The organism is Methylobacterium sp. SyP6R, assembly GCF_019216885.1.
Classification (GTDB): Bacteria; Pseudomonadota; Alphaproteobacteria; order Rhizobiales; family Beijerinckiaceae; genus Methylobacterium.
On sequence record NZ_JAAQRC020000001.1, the window covers coordinates 4,560,296 to 4,586,724 of the forward strand.

General features: G+C 71.4%; 24 protein-coding genes and 2 pseudogenes. 15 read left to right on the plus strand and 11 right to left on the minus strand.

The genetic code is table 11. The annotated features are described in order from the left end of the window. Positions 1 to 19: 19 nt before the first annotated feature. The 4 genes from HBB12_RS20960 to HBB12_RS20975 form a co-directional block, all read right to left on the minus strand. Positions 20 to 931, minus strand: coding sequence for a PhnA-like protein (locus HBB12_RS20960; protein WP_236991119.1), 912 nt, complete (start codon positions 929 to 931; stop codon positions 20 to 22). Positions 932 to 1,038: 107 nt separating this feature from the next. After that, positions 1,039 to 1,527 (minus strand): CsbD family protein, encoded by a 489-nt coding sequence (locus tag HBB12_RS20965; RefSeq protein ID WP_236991120.1) that lies wholly within the window; start codon positions 1,525 to 1,527, stop codon positions 1,039 to 1,041. A gap of 68 nt (positions 1,528 to 1,595) precedes the next feature. Further along, positions 1,596 to 1,769: a CsbD family protein gene (locus HBB12_RS20970; protein ID WP_236991121.1), complete on the minus strand. Its 174-nt coding sequence runs from the start codon at positions 1,767 to 1,769 to the stop codon at positions 1,596 to 1,598. Between the two features lie 94 nt (positions 1,770 to 1,863). Continuing rightward, complete coding sequence (locus HBB12_RS20975) at positions 1,864 to 3,324, minus strand: helix-turn-helix transcriptional regulator (protein ID WP_236991122.1); 1,461 nt, start codon at positions 3,322 to 3,324, stop codon at positions 1,864 to 1,866. Between the two features lie 382 nt (positions 3,325 to 3,706). Here HBB12_RS20975 and HBB12_RS34535 point away from each other — a divergent pair. The 6 genes and pseudogenes from HBB12_RS34535 to HBB12_RS21010 form a co-directional block, all read left to right on the plus strand. Continuing rightward, positions 3,707 to 3,910 (plus strand): annotated as a pseudogene (locus tag HBB12_RS34535) (RNA polymerase sigma factor); the annotation flags it as partial. Between the two features lie 136 nt (positions 3,911 to 4,046). Further along, complete coding sequence (locus tag HBB12_RS20985; RefSeq protein ID WP_236991123.1) at positions 4,047 to 4,310, plus strand: sigma factor-like helix-turn-helix DNA-binding protein; 264 nt, start codon at positions 4,047 to 4,049, stop codon at positions 4,308 to 4,310. A 610-nt stretch (positions 4,311 to 4,920) separates the two neighbouring features. Then, positions 4,921 to 5,256 (plus strand): annotated as a pseudogene (locus HBB12_RS34540) (DUF4372 domain-containing protein); the annotation flags it as partial. A gap of 310 nt (positions 5,257 to 5,566) precedes the next feature. Continuing rightward, positions 5,567 to 5,932, plus strand: coding sequence for a DUF779 domain-containing protein (locus HBB12_RS21000; RefSeq protein ID WP_236991124.1), 366 nt, complete (start codon positions 5,567 to 5,569; stop codon positions 5,930 to 5,932). Between the two features lie 92 nt (positions 5,933 to 6,024). Continuing rightward, entirely contained in the window at positions 6,025 to 6,522 is a 498-nt protein-coding gene (gene moaC / locus HBB12_RS21005; RefSeq protein WP_236991125.1) for a cyclic pyranopterin monophosphate synthase MoaC, read from the plus strand. Then, positions 6,519 to 7,754: a molybdopterin molybdotransferase MoeA gene (locus HBB12_RS21010; RefSeq protein WP_236991126.1), complete on the plus strand. Its 1,236-nt coding sequence runs from the start codon at positions 6,519 to 6,521 to the stop codon at positions 7,752 to 7,754. Before moaC ends, HBB12_RS21010 begins: the two co-directional genes overlap by 4 nt. 48 nt (positions 7,755 to 7,802) lie before the next feature. Here the strand turns inward: HBB12_RS21010 and HBB12_RS21015 are convergent, their stop codons facing one another. Beyond that, positions 7,803 to 8,087, minus strand: coding sequence for a hypothetical protein (locus tag HBB12_RS21015; RefSeq protein WP_442919300.1), 285 nt, complete (start codon positions 8,085 to 8,087; stop codon positions 7,803 to 7,805). 385 nt (positions 8,088 to 8,472) lie between these two features. On the opposite strand from HBB12_RS21015, the gene HBB12_RS21020 reads away from it, so the two are divergent. From HBB12_RS21020 to HBB12_RS21040, 5 genes are all read left to right on the plus strand, one after another. After that, positions 8,473 to 8,895, plus strand: coding sequence for a NepR family anti-sigma factor (locus HBB12_RS21020; RefSeq protein WP_236991127.1), 423 nt, complete (start codon positions 8,473 to 8,475; stop codon positions 8,893 to 8,895). Further along, on the plus strand, positions 8,892 to 9,473 hold the full coding sequence (locus tag HBB12_RS21025; protein WP_236991128.1) for a sigma-70 family RNA polymerase sigma factor: 582 nt from the start codon (positions 8,892 to 8,894) through the stop codon (positions 9,471 to 9,473). Before HBB12_RS21020 ends, HBB12_RS21025 begins: the two co-directional genes overlap by 4 nt. Positions 9,474 to 9,616: 143 nt before the next feature. After that, positions 9,617 to 9,853 carry a hypothetical protein gene (locus HBB12_RS21030; protein WP_236991129.1) on the plus strand — a complete coding sequence of 79 codons (237 nt, stop codon included), beginning with the start codon at positions 9,617 to 9,619 and terminating at the stop codon, positions 9,851 to 9,853. Positions 9,854 to 9,929: 76 nt separating this feature from the next. After that, positions 9,930 to 10,904 (plus strand): alpha/beta fold hydrolase, encoded by a 975-nt coding sequence (locus tag HBB12_RS21035; protein WP_236991130.1) that lies wholly within the window; start codon positions 9,930 to 9,932, stop codon positions 10,902 to 10,904. Between the two features lie 177 nt (positions 10,905 to 11,081). Continuing rightward, positions 11,082 to 14,153: a glycosyltransferase gene (locus HBB12_RS21040; protein WP_236991131.1), complete on the plus strand. Its 3,072-nt coding sequence runs from the start codon at positions 11,082 to 11,084 to the stop codon at positions 14,151 to 14,153. Between the two features lie 306 nt (positions 14,154 to 14,459). On the opposite strand, the gene HBB12_RS21045 is transcribed toward HBB12_RS21040, so the two are convergent. From HBB12_RS21045 to HBB12_RS21055, 3 genes are all read right to left on the minus strand, one after another. Further along, positions 14,460 to 15,686 carry a DUF1501 domain-containing protein gene (locus HBB12_RS21045; RefSeq protein WP_236991132.1) on the minus strand — a complete coding sequence of 409 codons (1,227 nt, stop codon included), beginning with the start codon at positions 15,684 to 15,686 and terminating at the stop codon, positions 14,460 to 14,462. Positions 15,687 to 15,691: 5 nt separating this feature from the next. Further along, positions 15,692 to 17,059, minus strand: coding sequence for a DUF1800 domain-containing protein (locus tag HBB12_RS21050; protein ID WP_236991133.1), 1,368 nt, complete (start codon positions 17,057 to 17,059; stop codon positions 15,692 to 15,694). A gap of 426 nt (positions 17,060 to 17,485) precedes the next feature. Next, positions 17,486 to 18,922: a cobyric acid synthase gene (locus HBB12_RS21055; protein ID WP_236991134.1), complete on the minus strand. Its 1,437-nt coding sequence runs from the start codon at positions 18,920 to 18,922 to the stop codon at positions 17,486 to 17,488. 203 nt (positions 18,923 to 19,125) lie between these two features. Here HBB12_RS21055 and HBB12_RS21060 point away from each other — a divergent pair, with 203 nt between their 5' ends. Continuing rightward, positions 19,126 to 20,040: an outer membrane protein gene (locus tag HBB12_RS21060; RefSeq protein WP_236991135.1), complete on the plus strand. Its 915-nt coding sequence runs from the start codon at positions 19,126 to 19,128 to the stop codon at positions 20,038 to 20,040. Between the two features lie 816 nt (positions 20,041 to 20,856). Here HBB12_RS21060 and HBB12_RS21065 read toward each other — a convergent pair. Together HBB12_RS21065 and HBB12_RS21070 are read right to left on the minus strand one after the other, a co-directional pair. Then, positions 20,857 to 22,224 (minus strand): PleD family two-component system response regulator, encoded by a 1,368-nt coding sequence (locus HBB12_RS21065; protein ID WP_236991136.1) that lies wholly within the window; start codon positions 22,222 to 22,224, stop codon positions 20,857 to 20,859. A gap of 30 nt (positions 22,225 to 22,254) precedes the next feature. Then, positions 22,255 to 22,635 (minus strand): response regulator, encoded by a 381-nt coding sequence (locus tag HBB12_RS21070; protein WP_203156831.1) that lies wholly within the window; start codon positions 22,633 to 22,635, stop codon positions 22,255 to 22,257. 137 nt (positions 22,636 to 22,772) lie between these two features. Here HBB12_RS21070 and HBB12_RS21075 point away from each other — a divergent pair, with 137 nt between their 5' ends. Both HBB12_RS21075 and HBB12_RS21080 read left to right on the plus strand, forming a co-directional pair. After that, a complete protein-coding gene (locus HBB12_RS21075) occupies positions 22,773 to 23,093 on the plus strand; it encodes a DUF3572 family protein (RefSeq protein WP_236991137.1) in 321 nt (106 codons plus the stop codon). Further along, positions 23,090 to 24,427, plus strand: a complete 1,338-nt coding sequence (locus tag HBB12_RS21080; protein WP_236991138.1) for a DNA polymerase IV — start codon at positions 23,090 to 23,092, stop codon at positions 24,425 to 24,427. The genes HBB12_RS21075 and HBB12_RS21080 overlap by 4 nt, the downstream gene beginning before the upstream one ends. A gap of 32 nt (positions 24,428 to 24,459) precedes the next feature. On the opposite strand, the gene HBB12_RS21085 is transcribed toward HBB12_RS21080, so the two are convergent. Next, a complete protein-coding gene (locus HBB12_RS21085) occupies positions 24,460 to 25,314 on the minus strand; it encodes a cell envelope integrity EipB family protein (RefSeq protein ID WP_236991139.1) in 855 nt (284 codons plus the stop codon). 541 nt (positions 25,315 to 25,855) lie between these two features. On the opposite strand from HBB12_RS21085, the gene HBB12_RS21090 reads away from it, so the two are divergent. Then, positions 25,856 to 26,374 (plus strand): GcrA family cell cycle regulator, encoded by a 519-nt coding sequence (locus HBB12_RS21090; protein WP_236992854.1) that lies wholly within the window; start codon positions 25,856 to 25,858, stop codon positions 26,372 to 26,374. The last annotated feature ends 55 nt before the right edge of the window (positions 26,375 to 26,429 follow it).

Here is a 26,429-nt window from a genome sequence, read left to right on the forward strand (position 1 = left end):
GGCGGGAGCCGGTCGAGGATCAGACGCGGCGGGCGTCGTAGGCGGTCACCAGCTTCGGGGCGCCGAGGCGGCCGCCGAAGAAGGCGGCGGCGGCGCCGAGCAGCAGCGCGATGGCCGCGTAGAACGCGCCCTGCGTGGCGGCCGACTTGGCGGCGACGGCCGCGGCCTCGGCCTTCTGCTTGGCGGTGGCGACCGCCTGCTCGTACTGCTTCTGGTAGTCGTCGATCTGGGCCTTGGCCTGGTCGGGCGAGATGTTCTGGGCCTTGGCGAGAGCGTCGGCGGCGCGGGTCTTGGCCTGCTCCTTCTGGGCGGCGTCGCCGGTCAGCACGGCACGCACGGCAGCTACGGCGGCGTCACGGGCGGCCTGCGGATCCTGGCCGGCGGCCTGCTGGCGCACCTTGTCCTCGATGCCCTCGAGCGGGTTCTGGACCTTCGACAGCGACGGGGCCGCCGCCTGGGCGGCGGTCTGCACCGTGCCGCCGACGAGGTTGCCGGCGCCGCCGAGCGCGCCCGAGACGGTGCTCAGCGTGCCGCCGACGAGGCCGCTCGCCGCCGAGGTCACGAGGTAGATCACCACGAGCGTCGTTACCGCCCAGGAAACGAGGCCGTGCAGGGCGGCCGCACCCGGCAGCGGCTTGCCGGAGAGCCGGCCCGCGATGGCGCCACCGACCAGCGAGGCGACGATGCCCGAGACCACGAACCACAGGCCCGCGCCCATCGACACGGTCGAGGCGGCCGGGTTGTCGGCGGCGTTCACGCCGACCGAGGACAGGCCGACGCCGACGCCCACGAGGTTGAGGATCACCTGCGTCACGAGCGCGGTCACGGCGCCGGCGAAGATGGCGCCCCAGGAGACCTGGTTGAGCAGGACCGCGCGGGTATCGGCTTGGGCCGCCGTGGCGAGGGGGGAAACGGGGGTCTGGATGGTCACGCTTCTACTCCGAGTCGTTCGAGCATCGTCGTCGAAGGCCTCTCGTGGGACGGCCCCGCGCGGTCTCGCCGCTCCGGGGCCGCCCTTTCACGAGGCGGCCTCGAAGATCAGTCGCGGTTGGCGTTGACGAGGAGGCCGAGGCCGAAGCCGACGAAGCCGGCGATCACCAGCGAGGCGAGCGGGTACTCGGCGACCTGGTGGCCGACCTGCCGGGCGCCGTGGCGCAGGGAGCGGCTGCCGCGCTCGTAGACCTCCTCGGCGTAGCCCTGGGCCTCCTCGGCGTAGCCCTGCGCGTGACCGGCGACATCCCGCGCCCGGTGACGGGCCCGGTCGGCGAGGTCCTCGGCCCGGTCCGCGGCATGGCGGACGGTGTCCCGCGTCCGGTCGGCCGCGTCGCCGGCATAGTCCTGCGCCCGGTCGGCGGCGTGGCGGACGGTGTCCTTGGCCTGGCCGTAGGCGTCCTCCGCCGCGCCCTGCGCCTCCCGGAAACGGCCCTCGGCCGAGTCGCGGTGCGAGCCGGTCAGGTCGCCGACGACGCCCTGGATCTTGCCGCCGAGTTCCTTGGCGGCGCCGGTGATGCGATTGGTATCGACCATGGGTCTCTCCTCTGGTGTTCTTGGGAAAAGGCGGCGCCCCCGAGCGGGGCGCCGGATGACGGGTGTCGTCAGTCCTTGCGAGGTCCGGTCCCCTTACGAGACGTCTCCTCGGCCTTCTGACGCCGGCCTTCGGCTTCGACCCGGACATCGCCGGTGAGCTTGCCGATGGCCTCCTTCACCGAACCCTTGACCTGCTCGGTGCAAGGCTTGCCGGTGGAAGTCTTTGACGCGCGATCGGTCATGAGCACCTCGTCGAGTTGAGAAAACTCCGACCGGCCTGCAGATGTAGGCGCGTCGCGCATCTTCAATGGTAGGAAAATACCGGTATCCTGAACCTCAGCTACCGGATGCCTGGAGCGGGAATCCGTGCTCGCGTCCCCAGAGGATCACCTCCGTGCGGCGGTGCACGCCGAGCTTGCGGTAGAGCGCGGCGCCGTGGTTGCGCACGGTGTTGCGCGACAGGCCGAGCTTGCGGGCGATGCCGTCATCGTCGAGGCCGCTGCAGATCAGGTTGAGGATCTGCCGCTCGCGGAGCGTCAGGTCCGGCACCGCGGCGTCCGGCATCTCGCGGCCCGGGCGGCGCAGGTTGGCGAGCTTCTCGATCAGCCCGCGGCTGAACCAGGAGGTATCGGCCATCACCGTCTCGATCGCGTCGAACAGCTCGCGCTCGGTGTGCTTGCGCTCGGTGATGTCCTGCAGGACCATCAGCACGAACTCGGATTCGCCGATGGTGACCCGCTCGGCCGAGACCAGGCAGTCGAGGTCGGCGCCGTTCTCGTGGCGCAGGCACACTTCCAGTCCCAGCACGTATCCGGCCCGCGCCAGCCCCTCCTCGAACCGCCGTCGCTGCTCGGCCGAGACCCATAGCCCGAACTCCGCCGGGGCCCGGCCGACCACCTTGTCCTCACTGAGGCCGAAGACCCGGCCGAAGGCCTCGTTGATGCTGGTGACCTGAAAGTCGTCGGCGCGGGCGAGCAGGGTCGGGACCGGGGTCAGGCGGAACGCCTTGGCAAAGCGCTCCTCGCTCTGGCGGAGCGCCGTCTCGGCCTTCCGCCGCAGCTCGAGGTCGGCGAAGGTGAACAGCATGCAGGGCTCGTCGCCCATCTCCATCGGCTGGCCGGCCACGATCACGAAGCGGCCGCCGCCATCGGGCAGCTCCAGGCGTGCCTCCATCTGGGGGATGGTGCCGCCCTTGTTCAGCCGCGACACCGCGAGGTCGCGGTTTCGGGCATTGGCCAGCACGTCGACCTCGTAGACGCTGCGGCCGATCACGGCGTCGCGGGTGAAGCCGGTCATCTCGAGGAAACCCGCATTCACCTTGACGTGGCGCAGGTCGGAGAGCCGCGTGATGACCGCCGGGGCCGGGTTGGCGTTGAAGGTGCGCTCGAAGCGCTCCTCGGCTTCGAACTGGTCCGACACGTCCTTGAGGATCAGCGCCAGGCAGCTCGGCTTGCCCTCCCGGTCGGTGGCGACGAGGCTGCGCAGCGAATGCACGAAGCCGACATCCGGCCTGTCGGTGCGCGTCACCTCGACCACCACGTCGTGGAAGCGCTCGCCGGCCACGACGCGCTCGATCGGGTAGCTCTCCGGCGCGCGGTGGTTGCGGTAGCGCAGGGCGAAGCGCTCCCGGTAGGCGTCGACAGTCGGGCCGATCTCGTCCAGGCTCTCGGCGCCGTGCATCGCGAGCGCAGCCTCGTTGGCGTAGGCGATGGTCTGGTCGGGCTCGACCAGGATCACCCCCTCGCTGAGGCCGGCGATGATCTGCCGGAGTTCATGCCTGTCGACGCCTGCGGTCACAGCTCAAGCGATCCTTCATGCTCGCGTCGTTGCCTGTCGAGGCAACGGAGCACAAACGGATCGCGCACCAGCAGGTTCCCGCGGGGAAGCGAGATTCACCGGTAAAATCGTATCATTGACGTAATTGCCGGTGATCAGAAATAAGTCCGCACATCGCCGGACCGGCCTACTACCCCACGGGACTAGCCCGTAGGGACGACCGGTCTAGTCCGATCTGCAGATGGTTGACGGGTCTTTTTCCGTGCAGACAGACCACGAGACGCGCGCGAAGGTTGCCGAGTCGGAGGCTGCCATCGCCGTGATACCGTCGCATCTCGGTGGGCTGCTGCGGGAGTATTATCCCGAGATCGTTGCGCTCGATGCCGGCTCGCGCCTCGGCGAGATGCTCACGCGCCTGACGCAAGCACTTGCATCCGCCGAGGAAGTGCCGGCGGCGTTCGGGCGCGAACTTCTCGGCGCGGTGCCGCGGCTGCGCCGCTACGCCCTGTCCCTCGCCCATCACGGGGCCGACGCCGACGACATGGTGCAGCACACCCTGCTCAAGGCCTGGGAGCACCGGCACCAGTTCGTCCCCGGCACCAGCCTGTCGGCCTGGCTGTTCGCGATCCTGCGCAACGGCTTCTTCAACGGTCGCCGCAAGTACCGTCTCGAAGTGGCGGATCCCGACGGGGCCCATGCCGCCACCCTGGCGAGTGCCGCCGAGCAGGAGCACCGGGGCCGCCTTGCGCGATCTCCAGAGCGCCCTCGACCGGCTGGAGCCGGCGCAGCGCGAGGCGCTGCTCCTCGTCGCGGTCGAAGGGCTGTCCTACGAGGCCGCCGCCGGCATCATCGGCTGCCCGGCCGGCACGGTGAAGAGCCGCGTCAGTCGGGCCCGCGACCGGCTCGGGCAGGATCTCGGGCAAGATCTCGGTCAGGATCTGGAGCGGCGAGGGCCGAACCGGGACGGCCCGGGTCGTAGTCCCCCGAATCCGTCCGGCGCCGCCTGAATGGTGCAGGCCCCCCACCCGTTTCGCCCGACAGGGCGTCCCCCATCGTTCCGGCGCTATCCCCCGAGGCGTCCGGAACGGTCGCGGGCCGGGCACGGCATGGTTCCCCCGTCCGTGCCCGGTTCGTCGCGAGTTCTCCACGACCGGTCCGGCCATGGAGCCGGACGCCCCGATCAGAGGAGATCATGACGCCATCCCGCCGCCCGGTCGGCGCACCGGCCCTGGTCCCGGCCTTCACCGCATCCGTCCCCGCGCTTCCGGCCCCGGCCGCGCCCACGGCGAACCGCTTCGACGGCGCCTGGTCGGTCGTCGCCACCGCCGAGACCGGAAGCTGCACCGGGCCGTACCGCTACCCGATCGTGATTCGGAACGGCATCGTGGACGAGGCCGGGAATCACGGCGTCGACGCGTCCGGACAGGCCATGGCCGACGGCCGCATCACCGGGACGATCCGCAGCGGGCTCGCCAGCGTCGCGCTCACCGGCACCTTGCGCGGCTGCGCCGGCAGCTGGGCTGTCCGGGGAAAATTTGGGGCTGGGTGCCTGCCCTGCCACGCCGGAGGTGATGCGGGAGTTGTCCGGTTGTCGAGACACGAACATCCGGGCAGGACATGCACCCCAGCGATGCCCGCTTCGCCCGGTTGCTGGAAGGCCTCGATCGCCAGCAGACCGCCCAAAGCGTCGCGCGCCACGGCGCCGACGCCTACGACAAGTGCTTCTCCTCCTGTGATCACCCGCTGGTGCTGATCTTCGCCCAGCTCAGCCCCGCCGCCAGCTTGCGCGGCCTGGAGGTCGCCTGGGCTCACGCCGCGGCCCACCCCCACCTCGGCACCGGGCCGCTGCACCGCCCGACCCTCTCGGATGCCAACCAGCGCCGCCCCCTGGCGGTGTTCACCGAGACCTTCGCCCGCCTGGCCGGCCAACTCGACCGCTCCTTGCGCCGCGACCTGCTGCGCCAGGGCTTGTTCGAACCGCAGACCTGGGCCGAGGTCCGGGCCTTGCTCCCGCCAAGACCGGCCTCGACCCCGCGCAGTAGGAGCACGGCCCATGCCTCCTAAGCAGATTTCGCAAAAGTGGCCGCCGGTTTTGCGGAAAAAATCTGCGATAAAACAAGGATCTAAGCGGACGAAGCGTTGGCCTGCCAACGCAAGTCTGCTTAGCTTCCCCGGACAGCCCTGCCGCAGAGGGGAAAAGGGAAAACCCGCGCTACATCCCGTCGTGTAAAATCACCGCGTTTTCCCACTGAAGGACGCCCGCATGGCCGCTCCCCCACCCCGCGTCACCGCCACCCCGGCGGCCCTCGACCTGATCGACACCTTGCGCCGGGAGCACGGCCCGGTCCTGTTCCACCAATCCGGCGGCTGCTGCGACGGCTCGGCGCCGATGTGCTTTGCCGTCGGCGATTTCCTGATCGGCGACGGCGACGTGCATCTCGGCGCGATCGGCGGGGCCGAGTTCTACATCAGCGGCCCGCAATACGCGGCGTGGCGGCACACCCAGCTCATCATCGACGTGGTGCCGGGCCGAGGCGGCATGTTCTCGCTGGAGAACGGCTCTGGGCAACGCTTCCTCCTGCGCTCGCGCGTGTTCGACGAGGCCGAGACTGCGGCGCTGAACGCCTGACGAGGCTGGGCCACGATACAGGGCCACGGCGAGGCCGTGGCGGAGCCGGCGGCGGGCGTGCTAAGCGCGGGGCGGTTCACCCGGAGCAGGCCATGCCGACCCTGACCCATCTCGACGCCGCCGGTGCCGCCAACATGGTCGACGTCACCGACAAGGCCGCGACCGACCGCGCCGCCCGCGCCGAGGGCCTGGTGGTGATGCAGCCGGAGACCCTGCGGCTGATTCGCGAGGGCGACGCCAAGAAGGGCGACGTGCTCGGCACCGCGCGGCTCGCCGGCATCATGGCGGCCAAGCGCACCCACGAGCTGATTCCGCTCTGCCACCCGCTGCTGCTGACCAAGGTCCGGGTCGAGTGCGAGCCCGATGAGGGCCTGCCGGGCATCCGCGTCACCGCCGAGGTCCGGGTGCAGGGGCCGACCGGGGTCGAGATGGAGGCGCTGACCGCCGTCTCGGTGGCCTGCCTCACGGTCTACGACATGGTCAAGGCGGCCGACCGGGGCATGCGGGTCGAGGGCGTGCGGCTGCTGCACAAGAGCGGCGGCCGCTCGGGCGTCTGGGAGGCATCGACCGGCCGGGAGGTCGGCGCGTGAGCGCGCTCCTTCCCGTCGCCGAGGCGCTGGCGCGCATCCTCGCCGATGCCCGGCCCGTCGCGCCCGAGACCGTCGCGATCACCGCCGCCGCCGGCCGCACCCTGGCGGAGGACGTGCGGGCGCTTCGCACCCAGCCGCCCTTCTCGACCTCGGCCATGGACGGCTACGCCGTGCGCGCCGCCGATGTCGCCGGGGCCTCGCCCGAGGCGCCGGTGCGCCTGCGCGTCACCGCCACCAGCGCCGCCGGCCACGGCGCCCGCGGACCGGTGGGCGAGGGCGAGGCGATCCGCATCTTCACCGGCGCGCCCTTGCCGACGGGCGCCGACACGGTGGTGATCCAGGAGGACACGCAAGCCGAGGGCGACACGGTGCTGGCCCGGGCCGGCAACCCGCCGGGGCGCCATATCCGCGGCAGCGGGCTCGATTTTCGCGAGGGCGACCGGCTGCTCTCGGCCGGCGAACGCCTCGACGGCTGGCGGGTGGCGCTCGCGGCGGCAGGCGGGCACCCGAGCTTGAGCGTCCGGCGCCGGCCCCGCGTCGCGGTGCTCGCCACGGGCGACGAGCTGGTCCGGCCGGGCGAGCCGGCGGAATGGGACCAGATCGTCGCCTCGAACGGGCTGGCGCTCGCCGCGATGGCGGAGGAGGCCGGGGCCGAGGCGATCGATCTCGGCATCGCCGGCGACTCGTTCGCGGATCTCGAAAGCGCGATCACCCGCGCCCGCGACGCGGAGGCCGACCTCCTGGTGACGTTGGGCGGCGCCTCGGTCGGCGACCACGACCTCGTCCAGTCGGCGCTGACCCGGCAGGGACTCGATCTCGGCTTCTGGCGCGTCGCGTTGCGGCCCGGCAAGCCGCTGATGCATGGCCGCCTCGGGCCGATGGCGGTGCTGGGGCTTCCCGGCAACCCGGTCTCGTCGGTGGTGTGCGGGCTGCTGTTCGTCCACCCGCTGATTCGGGCGTTGGCCGGCGACCCGCAAGCCGGGGCCGACCGCAGCGAGCCGGCGCTGCTGGGATGCGACCTGCCGGCGAATGACGGGCGCCAGGACTACATGCGGGCCGCCCTCGACACCGCACCGGACCGGCTGCCGCTGGTCCACCCGGCCGCGCGCCAGGATTCCTCGATGCTCTCGGTGCTCGCCCGTTCCGAGGCGTTGCTGATCCGCGCCCCCCACGCGCCGGCCGCCCGGGCCGGCGATCCCTGCCGCATCCTGAGGCTCGACCGAGGTTTGTGACGGAGGGGGGGACACGCGTCCCCGCCCGCGCCGACCGCTTGCCGGAGCCTATTGCTCCTCGGCCCCCTTGCCGCCGGTCTTGCGGTCGTAGGCGGTGATCGCCGCTCGGCACTGGGGCGAGAGCCGGGCGCGGTTACGGGTGAAGCAGCGCTCCACCTCCGGGCTGTCCGGATCGGCCCCGGCGCAGAGTTTGAAGTAGTCGCCGGCACAATTCATCTGCAGGCCCTGATCGTCCCGCTGGGCGAGGGCCGGGGTCGCCGCCAAGGGTGTCAGGACCAGGAGCGTCAGGAAGGCCGCGGCGGCGGCGGGCGCACGAAGCGACGTCGTGTTCAAGGTGTCATTCCCGGGGTTCAAGGCGTCATTCCCGCTGGAGAATCCGAAGGACGTAGGGTAGGTGCCCCGCGCCGCCGGACAAGCGCAGCCAGGTCACACCCGCGTGGGGATGCGCCTCGAAGCTTGTGACGGCCTGTCTGGGCCTGGCCCCTCCCCGCGGGAGCAGTCCCCCGGAATTCAGGCCGCCCCCAGGGGGCGGGCCGCGCCAGATCAGCCTCGCCGAACGCCAATCCAGGCCATGTCACCGCGGCAGGGTGGCGAGTTGAGTTTCGTGTGATCCTACGGACAAGCTGATGCTTTACCGCTACGCTTGGATTAAGATTGGGTGAACGGCGGTTTCAGATCGCATTAAATTCCACGGCTTTATTGCGGCGTCCAACGAAGCGTGAGGCGGCTCTCGATCGGCGCGCCGCGGCTCCGGCAGGCATCCCGCCTCGCCCGGCAGCCCGGCCCCGGCAGCCGCGAGGCTAAGGCGGCGATGCGCGACGACGAGATCGATACCGACGCTCCGGTCGGACCGGAGCCGCGTTCCCGCGGACGGCCGGGTCAGGGGAACGGCCAAGGGAACGGGACGGCAGACGGCAAGGCGCAGGGCGAACTCGACGCCCTCACCCGACGCCGGCTCGGCCGGGCCCTGCGCGCCCACTACGCCGACCTTCTCAGCGCCCCGGTGCCGGAGCGCTTCGCAGCGCTCATTGCCGGGCTCGATGCCGGCACCCCGCCGGCGGCCGCCATACCGGCCGAAACTCCGGCCGAAACTCCGGCCGAAACTCCGGCCGAGGATCCCGGGCAGGAGGATGCGCGATGAACTCCGCCAAGCCCAACCCTACACCTGCGCCGATCGCGCCCGTCGATCCCGAGATGCGGGCGCTGCTCCTCGGGTCGATCCCGGCCTTGCGGGCGTTCGCGTTCTCGCTGACCCGCGACTTCGACCGCAGCGACGACCTGGTGCAGGAGACCCTGGTGCGGGCCTGGACCAAGGCCGACAGCTTCACCCCCGGCACCAACCTCTATGCCTGGCTGTTCACCATCCTGCGCAACCTGTTCTATTCCGAGCAGCGCAAGCGCCGGCGCGAGGTCGAGGATGCCGACGGTGTGATGGCGGGCCGGCTGACCGCCCTGCCCGACCAGGAGGCGCGGGTGGAGCTCTCGGCCTTCCAGGCGGCCCTGAGCACCCTGCCGGCGAGCCAGCGCGAGGCGCTGGTGCTGGTGGGGGCCCAGAACTTCACCTACGAGGAGGCCGCCGAGATCTGCGGCGTCGCGGTCGGGACCATCAAGAGCCGGGTCAGCCGGGCGCGCGTGCGGCTGATCGAACTGCTCGGCATGACCGGTCCCGACGATATCGGCAGCGACGGCGCGACCCTGGCGGCGATGGGACATCCGTGAGGCACACCATCCGTGAGGCACACTGGGCCGGGACGCCGCACCCCTGGAACGGTTTCTCAGGCTCCGTGGTTTCGATGCCCTGACGGCAGGCCCCGGCGGCGTCCGCGCGGACCTGCAGCACTCGCAATCCGTGGAGTTGGTCGATGCCCCGCCCCTACGAAGCCGTCGCGGACGCGATCCGCACCGCCCGCACCATCGTGATGCAGGAGGGCTCGGCCCTCGCCGCGGCCGCGCGGGCCGGGAACGATGCCGCCCTCGAGGCAGCGAGCTGCGACCTCGTCAGCCGGATCGCCCAGGCGATCCTCGACGCCGAGAACGACGCAATGGCCCGCTCCCTCGTCGCCACCGAGCCCTATCCGGAAAAGCGCCTGAGCGCCTGAGCGAGAACGGGGCGGACGTCCTCGTCCGTCCCGGGTCGGCGAGCGAACCAACTCCGGCGCCCGCCGTTGTGCCAACATGCACTCACAACCCTACGTCCCCACGCGCTCTCACTCCCCCACCCTGTCCCCCGTCGCCGGCCTCGCCCTGGCGGGGGCCGCCCTGCTCGGGGCCGGCGCGGTCGAGAACGGGCGCCGCGCCCGCGCCGCCGAACGGGCGACGCCGCCGGTCGGCCGGTTCGTCGAGGTCGGCGGCACGCGGCTGCACGTGCTGGAGCGTGGGAGCGGGCCGGCCCTCGTGCTGCTGCACGGCAACGGCAGCCTGATCCAGGACTGGCTCGTCAGCGGCCTCCTCGACCGGGCGGCGCGGACGCACCGGGTGATCGCGTTCGACCGGCCGGGCTTCGGCTACAGCGACCGGCCCCGCAGCCGGATCTGGACGCCGGCGATGCAGGCCGGGCTGATCCGCGGCGCCCTCCACAGCCTCGGGGTAGAGGAGGCCGTCGTGCTCGGCCATTCCTGGGGGGCGCAGGTGGCGATCGCGCTGGCGCTCCAGGACCCGGCCCGGGTGCGGGCCCTGATCCTCGAATCCGGCTACTACTTCCCCAGCCCCCGCATCGATTCCCTGCTCTTCGTCCCGCAGGGGCTGCCGGGCCTCGGCGACCTCATCAGCCACACGGTCGCCCCGGTTGCGAGCCGCCTCCTCTGGCCTCGCATCCTGGCCCGCCTGTTCGGGCCGAGCCCGGTGCCGGGGCGGTTCACCCGCGACTTCCCGGCCGAGATGGTCCTGCGTCCCTCGCAGCTGCGCAGCGCCGCGGCGGAATCGGCCTTGATGGTGCCGGACGCCTTCGCGCTCCGGCCGCATTACGCGAGCCTGCGGATGCCGGTGACGATCCTGTCCGGCACCGGCGACCGCCTGCTCTCCCATGCCGACCAGGCGGTGGCCCTGCACCGGGAGATCCCCGGCAGCCGCCTCGTGGCTGTGGAGGATGCGGGCCACATGCTGCACCACATCGCCCCCGACCGGGTGCTCGATGCCGTCACCGGCACGTGAACGAGCCCTTGCACGAGAGACCCTCGCACACCCCCTTGAAACCGGACGGCGCCAAACGACTTGACCGTCGTATGACGCGGCGGCAAGTCGCGGACGGCTCCGGTCTCGGCTAGGAGGAGACTCGATCTCCGCCGGCCGCGTGCCGGCGTCTCCCTCCTGTGTGCGGGTTCTTGCGACGTGACGATCCTGAAACGCGCGCGGCGTATCGCCGAGACGGGGCGCCAGTGGTTCGTGCCGCCCCCCGGCCCGGTCGCCTGGGGCCGGCTCTACAATTGCGGAATCCTGGTCTCCCTGAACCCGGAGGCCGATCCGGACGCGGTCGGGCTCACCCTGGCGCAGTCCGGCGAGCGCGAGCACGACCTGCCGATCGAGCGCCGCTTCACGGAAGGCGGCACCGCCTACCTGCATGCCGCCCTCGATCCGGCCCTGCTCGCCGCGCCCGCGACCCTGCGGTTCACCGTGACCGAGCCGGGCCGGGCCGACCAGCAGCGGGTCGCCGTCGGGCCCGGGCGCCACACTCTCCATCTCGACGGCGTCGTCGGCGGCGTGCTCGCCGGCTGGGTCTCGTCGCTCTCCGCCGATCCGCTCCCGCCCGTTCACCTCGTCGTCGACGGCGTGGAGGGGGAGCCGGTCCGGCCCGGGATCTACCGGCCGGAGCTGCGCTTCGGCGGCCGCGAGGGCGGCTGGAACGGCTTCCGCCTCGTCCTGCCACCTTGGGCCCTCGACGGGCAGCCGCATACGATCGCGGTGCGGGCCGGCGACACCGTGGAGAGCGTCGGCGCCTACGCGCCGCGGCTGCGGTCGAGCCTCTACGTCGAGGCGCCGAACCGCGTCACCGGCTGGGTGTTCGACGAGGCCGGACCCGACCGGCCGAGCCTCGTGCGGGCGGTCCGCAACGGCGAGGAGGTGGCGCAGGTGGAGACCCATCCGCGGGCCGACCTGCTGGACCTGTTCGGCCGCCACTCCGCCGCCTTCGCCTTCCCGCCCGGGGCGCTCAAGCCGGGCACCGACATCGCGGTCGGCCCCATCGGCGCGGGCGAAGTGATCGGTCACCTGCGCGGCACGATCGAGCTCGCCCGGGCCGAGGCGCGGGCGCTGCTCCTGCCGGGTGCGCCGTCGACGACGCTCAAGGAGCGCCGCGCGTTGCGCGATCGCCTGGTGGCCGCGGTGCGACCCGGCGGCGGGGCACGCCTCGCCCTCGCCGCGCCGGCCGTGCCGGAGGTCTGGCCCGAGACCGGCCGCACGCCGCCCCCGGCCTGTGCGATCGTGCCGGTCTATAACGGGCTTTCCGACCTCAAGGCCTGCCTCGCCTCGCTGCTGCCGCAGCTCGCGCCTCGGCGGATGCGGGCGCTGGTGATCGACGATGCCTCGCCCGATGCGCACGTCACCCGGTACCTCGACGACCTTGCGGCGGCCCAGCATCCCGGCCTGACGGTCCTGCGCAACCGGGAGAATCTCGGCTTCATCGGCACGGTGAATGGCGGCCTCGCGCTCCTGGAGCCGGGCGAGGATTGCATCCTCGTCAATGCCGATACGGTGCTGGCGCCCCGCGCGCTGGAGAAACTGGCACGGGCCTGCCACCGCGCGCCCGGCATCGCCAGCGCCACCCCGCTCTCGAACAACGCCACGATCCTGGGCTTCCCGGGCATGCCGGAGGCGCAAGGCCCGCTGCTGGGCCTCGGGCCCGACGCGATCGACGCGGCCCTCGAGGCGGCGTCACCCCAGCCGGTCGTCATCCCGACGGGGGTCGGCTTCTGCCTCTACATGAACCGGCAGGCCCTCGACGAGGTCGGCGGTCTCTCGCCCGAATGGGGCCGAGGCTATTGCGAGGAGGTCGATTGGTGCCTCACGGCCCGCGACCTCGGCTGGATCCACGTCGCCGCCACCGATACCTATGTCGAGCACGAGGGCTCGGTCTCGTTCGGCAAGGGGGAGCGGCTCGCGATCCTGGAGCGCAACCACGCCCGGCTCGTCGCGCTCTATCCGGAATACCAGGACGAGGTCGACGGCTTCATCGCCGCCGACCCGCTCCAGCCCCTGCGGCTCGCCGTGCTCGGGTCCCTGCTCGCCGCGCGCATCCGGCGGCTGACCCTGCATGTCGGCCACGGGTTGGGGGGCGGCGCGACGCGCTACATCGACCAGGTCCGCGGTCTCGCCCGGGCGAAGGACCACGAGATCGGCCACCTGGCGCCGATGGGCAAGTATCTCGCCCTCACCCTCGATGCGGCCGGCGCCTCCGTAACCCTGAGGCCGAACGACCTGTTTGGCCTCCTCGACGCCATGGAGGCGGCCGGCATCGCCATCGACCTCCACCTCAATGCGCGTTTCGGCTACGATTCGGGCGTGCTCGACCGGCTGCTCTCCGGCCGGTGGCCCTACGCGGTCACGCTGCACGACTTCCAATGGTACTGCCCGAAGGTGCACCTGGTCGACGGGCGCGATTTTTACTGCGAGGAGCCGCCGCCGGATGTCTGTCGCCACTGCACCGTGCGCGGCGTCGGTTACGATTACGCCGACCAGAATGCCCTGATGGGCGGCGGCCTCGACGGCTGGCTGGCGACGAACGAGCGCATCCTGCGCGGGGCACGGTGCCTGGTGGCGCCTTCCCGCGACACCGCCGAGCGCTACGCGCGCCGCCTCGGCCTATCCGGTATCGCGGTGGTGCCGCATCCCGAGGCGGCCTCCCCCGCCCCCGCGCGGCCGCGCCGGGCGCGCGGGGGCACGGTGCGGGTCGCCCTCGTCGGCGGGATCGGCACGCACAAGGGGTTCGAGCTGGTGGTGGCGCTCGCCGAGCGCGCGGCGCGGGAGCGCCGGCCGATCGCCTTCACGGTGATCGGCAACGTCGCCGACCGGAAGCGGGTGGAGGATCTCCCCAACCTCACCGTGACCGGCGCCTACCGGCCGGAAGAGCTGCCGCAGCTCCTGGCCGAAGCCGATCCGGACTACGTCTTCCTGTCGAGCGTCTGGCCCGAGACCTACTCCTACGTCCTGTCGGAGGTCTGGGCCGCGGGCTACCCGGTCGTTGCCCTCGATATCGGCGCGCCGGCCGAGCGCATCCGGGCGGAGGGCGGCGGGCTCCTGCTCCCGTTCACCCGCGACACCGCGTTCCTGCTCGATGCATTGGTGGCCGCCCGCGGCCAGCTGGCGGAGGTGGCGATCCCGAGCCTGCCCGCGGCGGCGCCGAGCCTCGCGGAGTATCAGGCGGCAATCGAGGGGGCGGCCGGAACGGAGATCGGGCAGGCTGTTTGACAAATTGCTCGCCTGGATCAGCCGACCTCATTCCCCTGGCGACCTCATCCTGAGGTGTCATACGGAATCCGGAAGATCACTTCCGGATTCCGTATCATCAGCCCGCGCGGCGCCTGAGCGAAGCCGATTTCCGCATCGCGAAGCGATCAATCGGAAAGCGTATCAGTCGATCAGAGATCGACTGACCTCGAAGGAGGGCTCCATTTTGCTCGGCGACTTCTGGAGCCCTCCTTCGAGGCTCCCTTACGGTCGCACCTCAGGATGAGGTCGCGGGCGGGACAGGAAACACAGCTCGGCGCGCCGACCCTACACCACCAACCCACCCACCGGCCGCAACGCCTCCGTCCCCGGGAAGACGCTGCGCCCGAGCACCATCGGCGACAGGCCGAACAGGTCGGCGGCCAGGCCCTTGGCGATTGCCCGCACGTCGGTGGTGGGCGCGAGGTCGCGGCCGTCGCGGAGCTGGGCGGGGCCGAGGCCCGGCCAGTCCGCCAGCACCCGGCCGCCGCGCACCGCGCCGCCGAGGAGGAACGCCACCGTGCCGGTGCCGTGATCGGTGCCGATGGTGCCGTTGACCCGGGCGGTGCGGCCGAACTCGGTGACGACCAGGATCGCGGTGTCGGACCACCGCGGCGCCAAAATCTCGGAGAAGGCCGAGAACACGGCGTCGAGCCCGCCGAGCAGCCCGGCGAGGCGGCCGGTGGCGCCGCCCTCGTCGGCGTGGGTGTCCCAGCCGTCGAGGGCGAGCGCCGCGATGCGCGGGCCGTCATCGGCGGCGATCAGCCGGGCCGCCCCCTCGGCGAGGCCGCGCAAGCCCCCGCTGCCCTTCGGCCCGCTCTTGGGGTCACCCTTGGGCTCGCCCTTGGCCAGGGCATCGACGTCGAGGCCGCGGGCAAGCGAGGCGGCGAGTGCGGGGTCGTGCGCTTCATAGAGGCCGAGTACGCGCCGGCCGAGCTCGTCGCTCGCCCGCGGCAGGCGCGGCGGCGCCCAGCCGAGGACCGGGGCGGGCCCGCGCAGGATCAGCGGCGGCGTCACCCCGACGCCGAGCGCCGTGCGGGGCGGGATGCCCTCCCCCGCCGGCAGGGCGGCGACGAGGCGGTTGAGCCAGCCGCTCGCGGTGTGGCCGGGGCCGGGCTGGCCGGTCTCGAGCACGTCCTGCCCGTCGAAATGCGAGCGCTCGCGGTAGGCGGTGGCGGCGGCATGCACCACCATCGCCTGGCGGGCGGCGTAGAGCCGCGCGAAGGTCGGCAGCGCCGGATGCAGGGCGAAGAAACCGTCGAGGGGAAGCGCCGCGGCGGGCCCGTCGCGGGTCAGCGCGATCCCGGGCCGCAGATCCGCATAGGCCGGGTCGCCGAGGGGCGCCACCGCCGAGAGCCCGTCGAGGGCGCCGCGCAGGATCACCACGACGAGGCGGGCATCCCGGGCACCGGGCGCCGCGTAGGCGGTGCGGGGCACGGCGCTCCAGGCGAAAAGCGCGCCCGCGGTGCCGAGGATCGCCCGGCGGCTGGGATGGAACTCGCAGACTTCATCCATGGGGATCACCGTCGCTGGAATTCGGGGGCCATCAGGACGAGGGCGACGCCCTGCGCCCGGCTCTCGGCCCGGCGGAGCGCAGTGCGGGTCTCGTCGGTGGCGAGCGGGCCGAGCACCGCCTCGGCGAGCCCGGTCGGGTCGGTGCCGGGAGCGAGCTGGCCGATCCGGGCGGCGAGGTCGAGCCGCGCCCGCAAGCCCTCCGGCGAGGCCCAGGTTCCGGCATCGTCGGGATAGCCGTTCGGGGCCGGGGCGGACCAGAACGGCTGCCCCAAGGCCGAAAGCGCGCCCATCGCCAGCCGGGGATCCGGCGCGAGGGACAGCCCGCGCATCGCCGCGATCATGAATTCCTGCGGCGAGCGGATCTTGCGCTGCACCGGCTCCCAGGCCTCCGGCGCCTCGATCAGCGCCAGCGTCACCCGCGACAGGTCGCCGTCCTGGTCGAGGAACGTCTGTGCGAGGCGGGCCACCAGCGCGGGGGGCGGATCGTCGGCGACGAAGTGGCGGGCAAGCCGCGTGGCGACGTGGCGGGCGGTCGCCGGATGCGCCGCCAGGTCGTCGAGGGCCATGCGCAATTGCTCGGGCCCGACATCGAGATAGGTGCGTCCGAGCAGCGTCACGGCGCCCGGCTCGTGGGCGCCGCGCCGGAAGGCGGTGGCGCCCGGCAGGCCCTCGGCATTGCCGTCGCGGTGCAGCGACCAGCCGGTGAGGATGCGGGCGAGCGCCGTCACGTCGTCCTGGCCGTAGCCTCCATCGACACCCAGGGTGTGCAATTCGAGGAGTTCGCGGCCGAGATTCTCGTTGAGGCCCTTCTTCTGGCGCTGGCCGGCGGGCGAATTGGGCCCGATCGACGCGATGTTATCGAGATAGATCAGCATCGCCGGATGGGTTGCGGCGGCGAGCAGGAGGTCGCGAAAGCGCCCCAGCACGTGCGGGCGGATCGCCTCGCGCTCGAAGGCGCCGGCGCTGACCCGCAATTGCGGCCCCCGCACCACCGAGACGGTGAAGTGGTTGGCCCAGAACCAGACCAGACGCTCGACGAAGCCGGCCGGCGCGTCCCGCGCCAAAGCGAGTCGGGCCGCCACCTCGGCCTGGTAGGTGCGCTCCTGGACCGCCGGCGCCGGCGGGCCCTCCGGCATCGGTGCGTCCGGGTGGCCCGCCCGGGCGAGCTTTCGCGCCTGCTCCTCGGCGTGGAGGGCGCACAGCAAGGTCGATGCGGAAGCCAGGTCCGGCCCGGCCGGCAGGGGCACGGTGCCGGCCAGGATCTCGCGGCGCAAGATCTCCTCGACCGGCTCCGCCCTCGCCAGGTCGCCCGGCCTGGCGCCGAGCCCGAACCGCCCGAGGGCGAGCGCCGTCCGACGCGGATCGACCGCCATGCCCGTGCCCTCCCGTTTCGTCAGGCGTGATGACGCGCCCGGCTGGCTGAACCGATGCTGAGTGCAGGATGACGATTTCGTAAGGTTGTTTCTGGGGGGAAACGTTTGATTTGTTTGACTGATACGCAATCCGGAAGATCACTTCCGGATTGCGTATCACCAGCCCGCGCGGCGCGTGAGCGAAGCCGATTTCCGCATCGCGAAGCGATCAATCGGAGATCGTATGATGTCATGCCCTGCCCACCCGCAACCTCATCCTGAGGTGTTAGTCGATTGAAGATCGACTGACCTCGAAGGAGGGCTCCAGGAATCGCAGCGGCATCTGGAGCCCTCCTTCGAGGCTCCCTTCGGTCGCACCTCAGGATGAGGTCGCGGATGGGATAGAAAAACCTCGCGCGATGTCACTCTCGCAACTCAATTGAGCTCTCAGTTCGCCAATTCGAGCAGCCGGTCGCAATCGACATGGGCTTCGAGGTGGTCCGCAAGCCGATCGAGCACGCGCTCGACCACCGCCTCGTAGGCTTCCGGCCCCGGCGCGGCGCCGAGGCGGGACAACCACAGGGCGCGCTGGCCCTCGTCGGAAAAAAGCCCGTGCACGTAGGTGCCGTAGATGAGCCCGTCGGCCGAGACCGCGCCGTCGCGGCGGCCATCGGCGAGGCGCAGCAGGGGCCGGGCGCAGTCGGGTCCGTCGGTCTCGCCGACATGCATCTCGTAGCCGGTGAACGGCGTCTCCTCCGGCAGGCTGACCCCGCTCGCCGCCGCCAGCCGCTTCTCGGCGGTGAGCACCGTCTCGACGTCGAGGAGCCCCAAGCCCGCCACCGTGCCGGGCGGCCCCTCGATGCCCTGAGGATCGCTCAACGTCGTGCCGAGCATCTGGTAGCCGCCGCACAGACCCAGCACCCGCCCGCCGCGGCGGCGATGAGCCAGGATGTCGATGTCCCAGCCCTGCGACCGCAGGAAGGCGAGGTCGGGGATGGTGGTCTTCGAGCCCGGCAGCAGCACGAGGTCGGCCTCGGCCGGGATCGGCCGGCCGGGCTCGACCAGCACCACGCTCACCCCGGGCTCGGCCCGCAGGGGATCGAGATCGTCGAAATTGGCGATGCGGGGCAGGACCGGCACCGCCACCACCTTGCCCCCCGGCCGCTCGGCGCCGCGCAAGCCCAAGATATCCTCCGCCGGCAGCTGGGCGGCCTGCGGGAAGTGCGGGATCAGCCCCAGAGCCTCCCAGCCGGTGCGGGCCGCGATCAGGCTCATGCCGTCCGCAAAGAGCGAGGGGTCGCCGCGGAAGCGGTTGACCAGGAAGCCGCGCACCATCGCGGCATCCTCCGGGTCGATGACGGCCCTGGTGCCGACGAGGCTCGCGATCACCCCGCCGCGGTCGATGTCGCCGAGGAGCACCACCGGCGTGCCGGTGGCGCGGGCGAAGCCCATATTGGCGATGTCGCCCCGGCGCAGGTTCACCTCGGAGGCCGAGCCCGCGCCCTCGACCAGGACCAGGTCGGATTCCGCCCGCAGGCGCCCGAAGCTCTCGACCACGGAGGTCAGCAACCGCGGCTTCCAGTCCTGATACTCCCGCGCCCGGACCGTGCCGACCATCCGCCCCTGCACCACCACCTGCGAGCCGATCTCGCTCTGGGGCTTCAGCAGCACCGGGTTCATGTGCACGGAGGGCGGCACGCCCGCCGCCCGAGCCTGGAGCGCCTGGGCGCGGCCGATCTCGCCGCCATCGGCGGTGACGGCGGCGTTGTTCGACATGTTCTGCGGCTTGAACGGCCGCACCCGCAGGCCGCGCCGCGCGAAGGCCCGGGCGAGCCCGGCGACGATCAGCGACTTGCCGACATCCGACCCGGTACCCTGGATCATCAGGGCCTTCGCATTCTCTCGTGCGGGCAAATCGCCTGCGGACATGGCTCCTCGGGGGTTGCCGGCCGGCCCGTGCGGCAGCGCACGGAAAAAATTCAGAAACCCGCCCGGTCAACCGCCAGGTGTGGCGCGCAGGTCATAGGCGTCCGGCCACGCCCAAGCTAGCCTGCGGCCACAATTTCGCTCAACCGGGGCGTACTCCAGTGCTCAAGAAGTTCATGCTCGCCGGCGCCGCCACGTCGCTCCTCGCCGGAGCGGCCTCGGCCGCGGACCTGCCGCGCCGCGTCGCCCCGCCGCCGGTCTTCACCGCGGTGCCGGTTTTCACCTGGACCGGCTTCTACGCCGGCCTGCACACCGACTACACCTTCACCGACCGCCAGCGCATCACCACGATCGGCAACGACGTCGCGCCGACCAACACGATCGGCAACGTCGCGACCCTGCGTCGCCCGCCGGCCGTGCGCAACGAGCAGGACGGGCTGGCCAATATCGGCGGCGGCTTCGGCTACAACTACCAGTTCACGCCGGGCTCGGGCTTCGTGGTCGGCGTCCAGGCCGACTGGGCCTGGACCGACCTCCACAAGAACACCTTCTATCTCGGCCCGCAGCTCGCCGCGAATAACGGCTTCTCCGACCCGAGCGCCTTCCGTCAGGAGCTGTCCTGGCTCGGCACCGTCGTCGGCCGCGCCGGCTACGCCTTCGACCGCGTCTTCGTCTACGGCATGGGCGGCTTCGCCTATGGCGGCGTCGATTATCGCGCCAACTTCTACACCACGGCCGGTGCGAACCCGCCGCTGGCCCTGGCCTATGCCGGCCGCTACAACGACATCGCGACCGGCTACGCCTATGGCGGCGGCATCGAGTACGCCCTGCCCACCGACTCGTTCCTGGCCCGCTACAGCCTGCTCGGCCTGCTCGGCATCCAGTCCCAGGCCGTGACGATCAAGGCCGAGTACCTGCATTACGACCTCGGCAGCCGCAACGTGCTCGTCAACAACACCGCGCTGGCGGTGAATGGCGGCCTCGGTGCCCAGCCGCGCGGCTCCTACACCTCGCGCTTTCACACCGAGGGCAACCTGGTCCGCGCCGGATTCAGCTACAAGTTCAACGGCCTCTGATCGCCCGATCGGCTGAGCCGCATCGGCGGGCCTGAAAAGGCCCGCCCCTCTCGACGGCCGTGGGGCACATCGCCCGGCGGCCGTTTTTGCCTTTGCCGAGAGTGTCGAACGACCTCGGAGGCTGTGTGAGCTGACAGATGCCAACGGTCGTTGAGAACGACCTTTGGTTCCGTTCTCGAATTTTCGCCAAGCCCGAGGTCCCGGACTTCTGGGCTTGGTGTCGAAAATTCGAGATGGGTCGACGGCCCCGTCGATCTCGGCCTTGCCCGAGATCGAATCGATGCATCAGCATCTTGGGCCGTTGGTATGACGGAAACTAAACCCGCGATGTCATCCCGGGGCCGCGCAGCTGAACCCGGCATCCATAACCGCTGACGATGCAGGACGAAGCGGAATGGTTTCCGCTGTTTTCGTCCACTTTCGTCCACGTCAGCGTTTGTGGATCCCGGGTTCTCGACTTCGTCGAGCCCCGGGATGACGGCGAGAGATGTGGGTGTTTGTGCCAGATTGATCGACGCAGCCGCTCAAACAGGCTTTCAGGATGAGGTCGAAGGCAGTCGAGCCCCTGGGCCGGCAGACTTCAGGCGCTCTCGTGTGCCGTCCCGAGTTCAAGGCTTGGCGACGATCCGAGGACGGAACCGACGGCCGTTTCCAATGACCGTCGATATCGGGGCCTGTTCGACTGGCCGACCCGGTCGATCCAGCGCGAACGTCGACATCCCTCCCCGTCATCGCGAAGCCCGAGGCATCCGGAAAACCGGGATGAGGATGCCGCGTGTCGAGACGGTCGATCGGGCGCGCCTTCGCGCCCGCCCCTCACGCCGCGGCCGCGGCCACCACCCGGTTCCGGCCGTCCTGCTTGGCCCGGTAGAGCGCGAGGTCGGCGCGCTTGAGGATCAGGCTCGGATCGCCGTCCTCGGGCTGGCGGGCGGCGACGCCGATCGAGACCGTGACGTCGATGGCGCAGGTGCCGCGCTGGACCTGGAACGCCGCCGCCTCGATCCGTTCGCGGATGCGCTCGGCGACCTGGCGGGCGGCGTCGAGCCCGGTATCGGGCACCACCACCACGACCTCCTCGCCGCCGTAGCGCGCCACCACGTCGATGCCGCGGGTCTGGGCGCGGATGCGGGTGGCGAATTCCCTCAACACCTCGTCGCCGGCATCGTGGCCGAAACGGTCGTTGATCGACTTGAAGCGGTCGATGTCGAGGATCAGCAGGGCCACCGGCCGACCCTGCAAGGACGGCTCGGAGAACAGCCCGGCGAGGTAGCTGTCGAGGTAGCGCCGGTTGTGCAGGCCGGTGAGCCCGTCGGTGACGGCGAGGTCCATCGAGGCCTGGACCGATTCGCGCAAGGAATGCGAGAAGCGCTTGCGCTTCACCTGGGTCCGCACGCGCGCGACCAGCTCGTTGCGGTCGATCGGGCGGACGAGGTAATCGTGCACGCCGAGATCGAGGCCGCGCATGATGCGGGCCCGGTCGTGCGGATCGGCCATCATCACCACCGGCACGGTGCGGGTGCGGTCGAGCGAGCGCAGCTGGCTGCACAGGCGCAGGCCGTCATGATCCTGCAGGTCCAGGCTCACCAGCACCACGTCGTAATCGCCGGTCTTGACCCGATCCAGGGCCTCCTGGGGCGAGGCGACCGCCTCGACGCAATGGTACTGGCCGAGCGCCGCGATCAGCCGCTCGGCGGAGGAGCGGCGGTCCTCGACAACCAGCACGTTGGCATTGTGCCCGGTCTCGGCGGTGGCGGCCGCCAGCGGATCGCCGACCCGCGACGACATGGCGCGGCTGCGCAACTCGTCGGTTACCGCCTTCAGGCGCACCAGGCTGCGCACCCGGGCCATCAGGGCGGTGTCGTCGATGGGCTTGGTCAAAAAATCGTCGGCGCCGGCATCGAGCCCGCGCAGGCGGTCGCTCGGCTGGTCGAGGGCGGTCACCATCACCACCGGCAGGTGGGCCATGGTCGGCGTCGACTTGATCCGGCGGCAGACCTCGAACCCGTCCATGCCCGGCATCATCACGTCGAGCAGCACGATGTCGCACAGGCCCTTCTCGCACACCGCCAGCGCGTCGGGCCCGTTCATCGCCGAGACGACGTCGAAATACTCGACGGTCAATTTCGTCTCGAGCAACTTGATGTTCGGAAAGAGGTCGTCGACGATGAGAACACGTGCCGACATGGGACGATCAGGCCTCTCGCAAGCTCTGGATCAGCTCTGGCGTTCGTCGCCGACATAGGTGCGGACCGTCGCGAGGAACTTCGCGACCGAGATGGGCTTCGACAGGTAGGCCTCGCAGCCGCCCTCGCGGATGCGCTCCTCGTCCCCCTTCATGGCGAAGGCCGTGATGGCAATCACCGGGATGGCCTTGAGCTCGTCATCCTCCTTGAGCCATTTCGTCACCTCGAGGCCCGACACCTCGGGGAGCTGAATGTCCATCAGGATCAGGTCCGGCCGGTGCCGGCGCGCCAGCTCGATCGCCTCGATCCCGTTGGCCGTCTTGAGGGTCGCGTAGCCGTGAGCCTCCAACAGGTCGTTGAAGAGCTTCATGTTCAGCTCGTTATCCTCGACGATGAGCACCGTCTTCGTCATGGCTCACTGTCTCCGGCGCCCCGGCGGCCCGCGTCACACCCCGGCAGAAAAACCGGACCCGCAACACTGTTAAGCGGCACATGTTGATGAAACGCAAATTCGAAGGATTGGCCAGGGGGGGCGATCCCCGTGGCGGAGTGCTGAGCGAATCCGCCGCGGCGGCCTTGGGCGGCCGCGTCTTCGCCTACGTCACCGGCGAGCCCGGCCGATTGCTCCGGTTCATGGAGAATTCCGGTCTCTCGCCGGATGCGCTGCGGCAGGCGGCCGACAGCCCCGATCTCGTGGCCGGCCTCCTCGACCACGTGGTGGCGGACGAGGAGTTGCTGCTCGCCTGCGCCGCGGCGCTGGAGGTGCCGCCCGAGCGGATCACCCAGGCCTGGCGCCGCCTCGGCCCGCCGGATGTCCACGACGATGCCGACAGGGATTCGAGGGAGGATCCTGGCGAGTTCGGGGCGTGAGCGGACAGCCGCTCTGCCGCGATTGCGGGGCGCGCCCGCCGGCCCAGGCACCCCGCTGCCGGGCCTGCGGCTCGCCGCGCCTGCTCGTCCATCCGGAGCGCGACGCGCTCGCCATCGCCCACATCGATTGCGACGCGTTCTACGCCGCGGTCGAGAAGCGCGACGACCCCGCCTTGCGCGACCGGCCGCTGATCATCGGCGGGGGTCGGCGCGGCGTGGTCGCGACCGCCTGCTACATCGCCCGTATCCGCGGCGTGCATTCGGCGATGCCGATGTTCCGCGCCCTCGAAGCCTGCCCGGACGCGGTCGTGCTGCGGCCCGACATGGAGAAATACGCCCGGGTCGGGCACCAGGTGCGGGCGATGATGCAGGACCTGACGCCGCTGGTCGAGCCGGTCTCGATCGACGAGGCCTTCCTCGACCTCTCGGGCACCGAGAGGCTGCACGGGGCCTCGCCGGCCGTAACGCTGGCGGGGTTCGCCCGCCGGGTCGAGGCGGAGGTCGGCATCACCGTGTCGGTCGGGCTCGCGCCCAACAAGTTCCTGGCCAAGATCGCCTCGGACCTCGAGAAGCCGCGCGGCTTCTCGATCATCGGCCGGGCGGAAGCCGAGTCGTTCCTCGCGCCGCGGCCGGTGCGGATCCTGCCCGGCATCGGCCAGGCCGCGGCCGAGCGCCTCGCGTCGCTCGGCATCCGCCTGATCGGCGAGATCGGCCGGGTGGCGCCGGAGCGGCTGCACGCCGCACTCGGGCGCGACGCCGCCCGCCTCCTGGCGCTCGCCCGCGGCGAGGACCGGCGCCCGGTGCAGCCGCGGCGGGAGACCAAGAGCGTCTCGGGCGAGACCACCTTCGCGGAGGATCTGCGCGCCTTCGAGGCCCTGCGGCCGGTCTTGTGGCAGCTCTGCGAGAAGGTCGCGCGGCGCCTGAAGCGGGCGGACCTCGCCGCCGGCAGCGTCACCCTGAAGCTGAAGGACCGGGAGTTTCGCCTGCGCACCCGCACCCGCTCGGGGCTCGCCCCGACGCAGGTCGCCGAGCGGCTGTTCCGCCCGGCCGAGGCGCTGTTGCGCGAATCCTGCGACGGCACCGCCTACCGGCTGATCGGGATCGGGGCCGGCGACCTCTGCGCCGCCGCCCATGCCGACCGGGGCGACCTCGCCGACGTCTCGGCGGTCCGCGAGGCGAGCCGGGCCGCCGCGATCGATGCCCTGCGCGACCGCTTCGGCGCGGCGGCGGTGCAGCGCGGCCTCGGCTTCGCGCCGCAGGCCAAGGAGCCTGGCAAGGCGCCGAGCCGGGATCGCGCGACGAGTACGACGCCGCCCGAGCGGGAGCCGCGCTGACCGTCCCGCCCTGCGAAGCCCCGCTTGCAGCCCTACTTGCAGTCCTTGCTCTCGGGCAAGAGGTCGATGCGCGACAGCTCGCCCTTCAGCGAGAACTCGCCGTAATCGAGGCGCAGCGCGCCGCTGACGCCGTTCTCGTAGAGGTCGAAGGCCAGGACATAGACCGGGGTCCGCTCCCCCTCCCCCGGTGAGAAGTAGCTCAGCGTGACGGGCCAGTGCGGCATCGCCGCCATCGCGCCGTCGCGCAACGCCGCCTCGACCGGGGCGGCGGGCTTCTGCGTCGCGCCGGTCTCGGCCGTCGATCCGGGCTTCGCCGCGACGCGCTGCGGGCCGATCACCGCCAGGGTGTCGTAGACCTTGCGGCCGTCATCCGAGCCGTCGAACACCTTGACGGCGACGGTGGATTGCCCGGCCCGGGCGGCCTCGATCAGACGCCGCATGTGGGCGGCCGGAAACAGCACCTCGCCCGGCACCGCCAGCTCGCCGCGCTTGGGCTGCTTGAGGGTGATGTCGAGCCCCTTGCCACCGCGCTCGGCATTGCCGTCGACGGGGGCCGCGGTCTTGCCGTTGAGGTCGGACTGGGTGCGGAAGCGGAAGCTGCGCCCGTCGCCGCTCTCGAAGGTGGTGTTGCGCAGGTCGGAGGTGCGGGTGCCGCTCTCCGAGCTCTCCAGCACCGTCACCTGCCGGTATTGCAGGGCGAAGCCCTTGCAGGAATCGCCGGTGAAATCGAACACGATCCGGCCGCGGGCGCCCTCGACCGCGCGGGTGCCGGAACTGCCGGACAGGGACAGGTCGTAGACGGCACGATGGGGCGCGAGATGCACCGCCTCCGCCGCCATCGCGGGCGAGGAGAGCGCGAGCAGGACGCACGCGAGGAGTGATCGCATGAGGTCTCCCGGGGCGGCCGTCGGTGCTGGCGTCGGCCCTGTTGGTCGTCTCAAGATAGGCCCCGCCCCGGCCCCCGGCAACGTGCCGGCCGCCGCCGGCGCGGCCGAGGCCGTGGCATCGCTGCCACGCTTGCGGAGGACAGTCGTGACAACCGGGAGTTGGCGGGCGTCGTGGCGCTCTTTCAACCCGAGGCAGCAGCGTGTGGCGGCGCGCCGACGATCTCCGATCTTTCCGGCAAACCATTGTTTTCAAAGGAGTTTGCTTCGAGTTCGACGGGGCCGGGCAAGCCCTGGCGCCCGATCGGCGACACGTTCCGGACGGGCTCGGAGGCCGGCTCCGGCGCGGGGAAAAACCAACTCGGCGGGAGCCGGACTCTTGCGCGGATGTTAGGCCGTCCTGTAGGTTCACCCCCGTCGCCACCGCTCCAGGCGTGGCGGCGATCACCAGCAGGATCGGATGGATTGGACGCGCGGTCGAGCGGCGGACCGCTCGCGGCTGCGTGCCGATTCCATGGGTGATGTCGGGGGAGTGGAGGCGGCGATGATGGATGCGGGTCCGAGCTGGACGAAGGAACGCGTCGAGCTTCTCAAGCGGCTGTGGAGCGACGGCCGCAGCGCCAGCCAGATCGCGGCGGAGATCGGCGGCGTCTCCCGCAACGCGGTCATCGGCAAGGTCCATCGCCTCGGCCTCGCCGGACGCGTGCTGAAGGCCAACGGCGCCGCGCCGGCCGGCGGCCGTCGTCCCCGGCCCGAATCCGGTGCGGCCGCGCCCGTCGCCGAGACTCCGTCGATGCTCGCCCCCGCGCCGCCGGCCCTCGCCCTGGTTCAGCCCGCGCCGTCCTCCGCGACGGTGGCGCTGCCGGAGAGCGCCCGCGTCACCATCATGGAACTCCGGGAATTCATGTGCCGCTGGCCGATGGGCGACCCGTCCACGCCCGATTTCCGCTTCTGCGGCGACCGCGCGATCGCCGGCCTGCCGTATTGCACCCATCACTGCCGCATTGCCTACCAGCCCGCCGCCGAGCGCAAGCGCGAGCGCAAGGTCGTCGGTTTCCGCTAGGGTTTTGGTCTGCGCGGCGCGTCGCGGCTCACCTGCACAGGTCCCTTCGAACGGA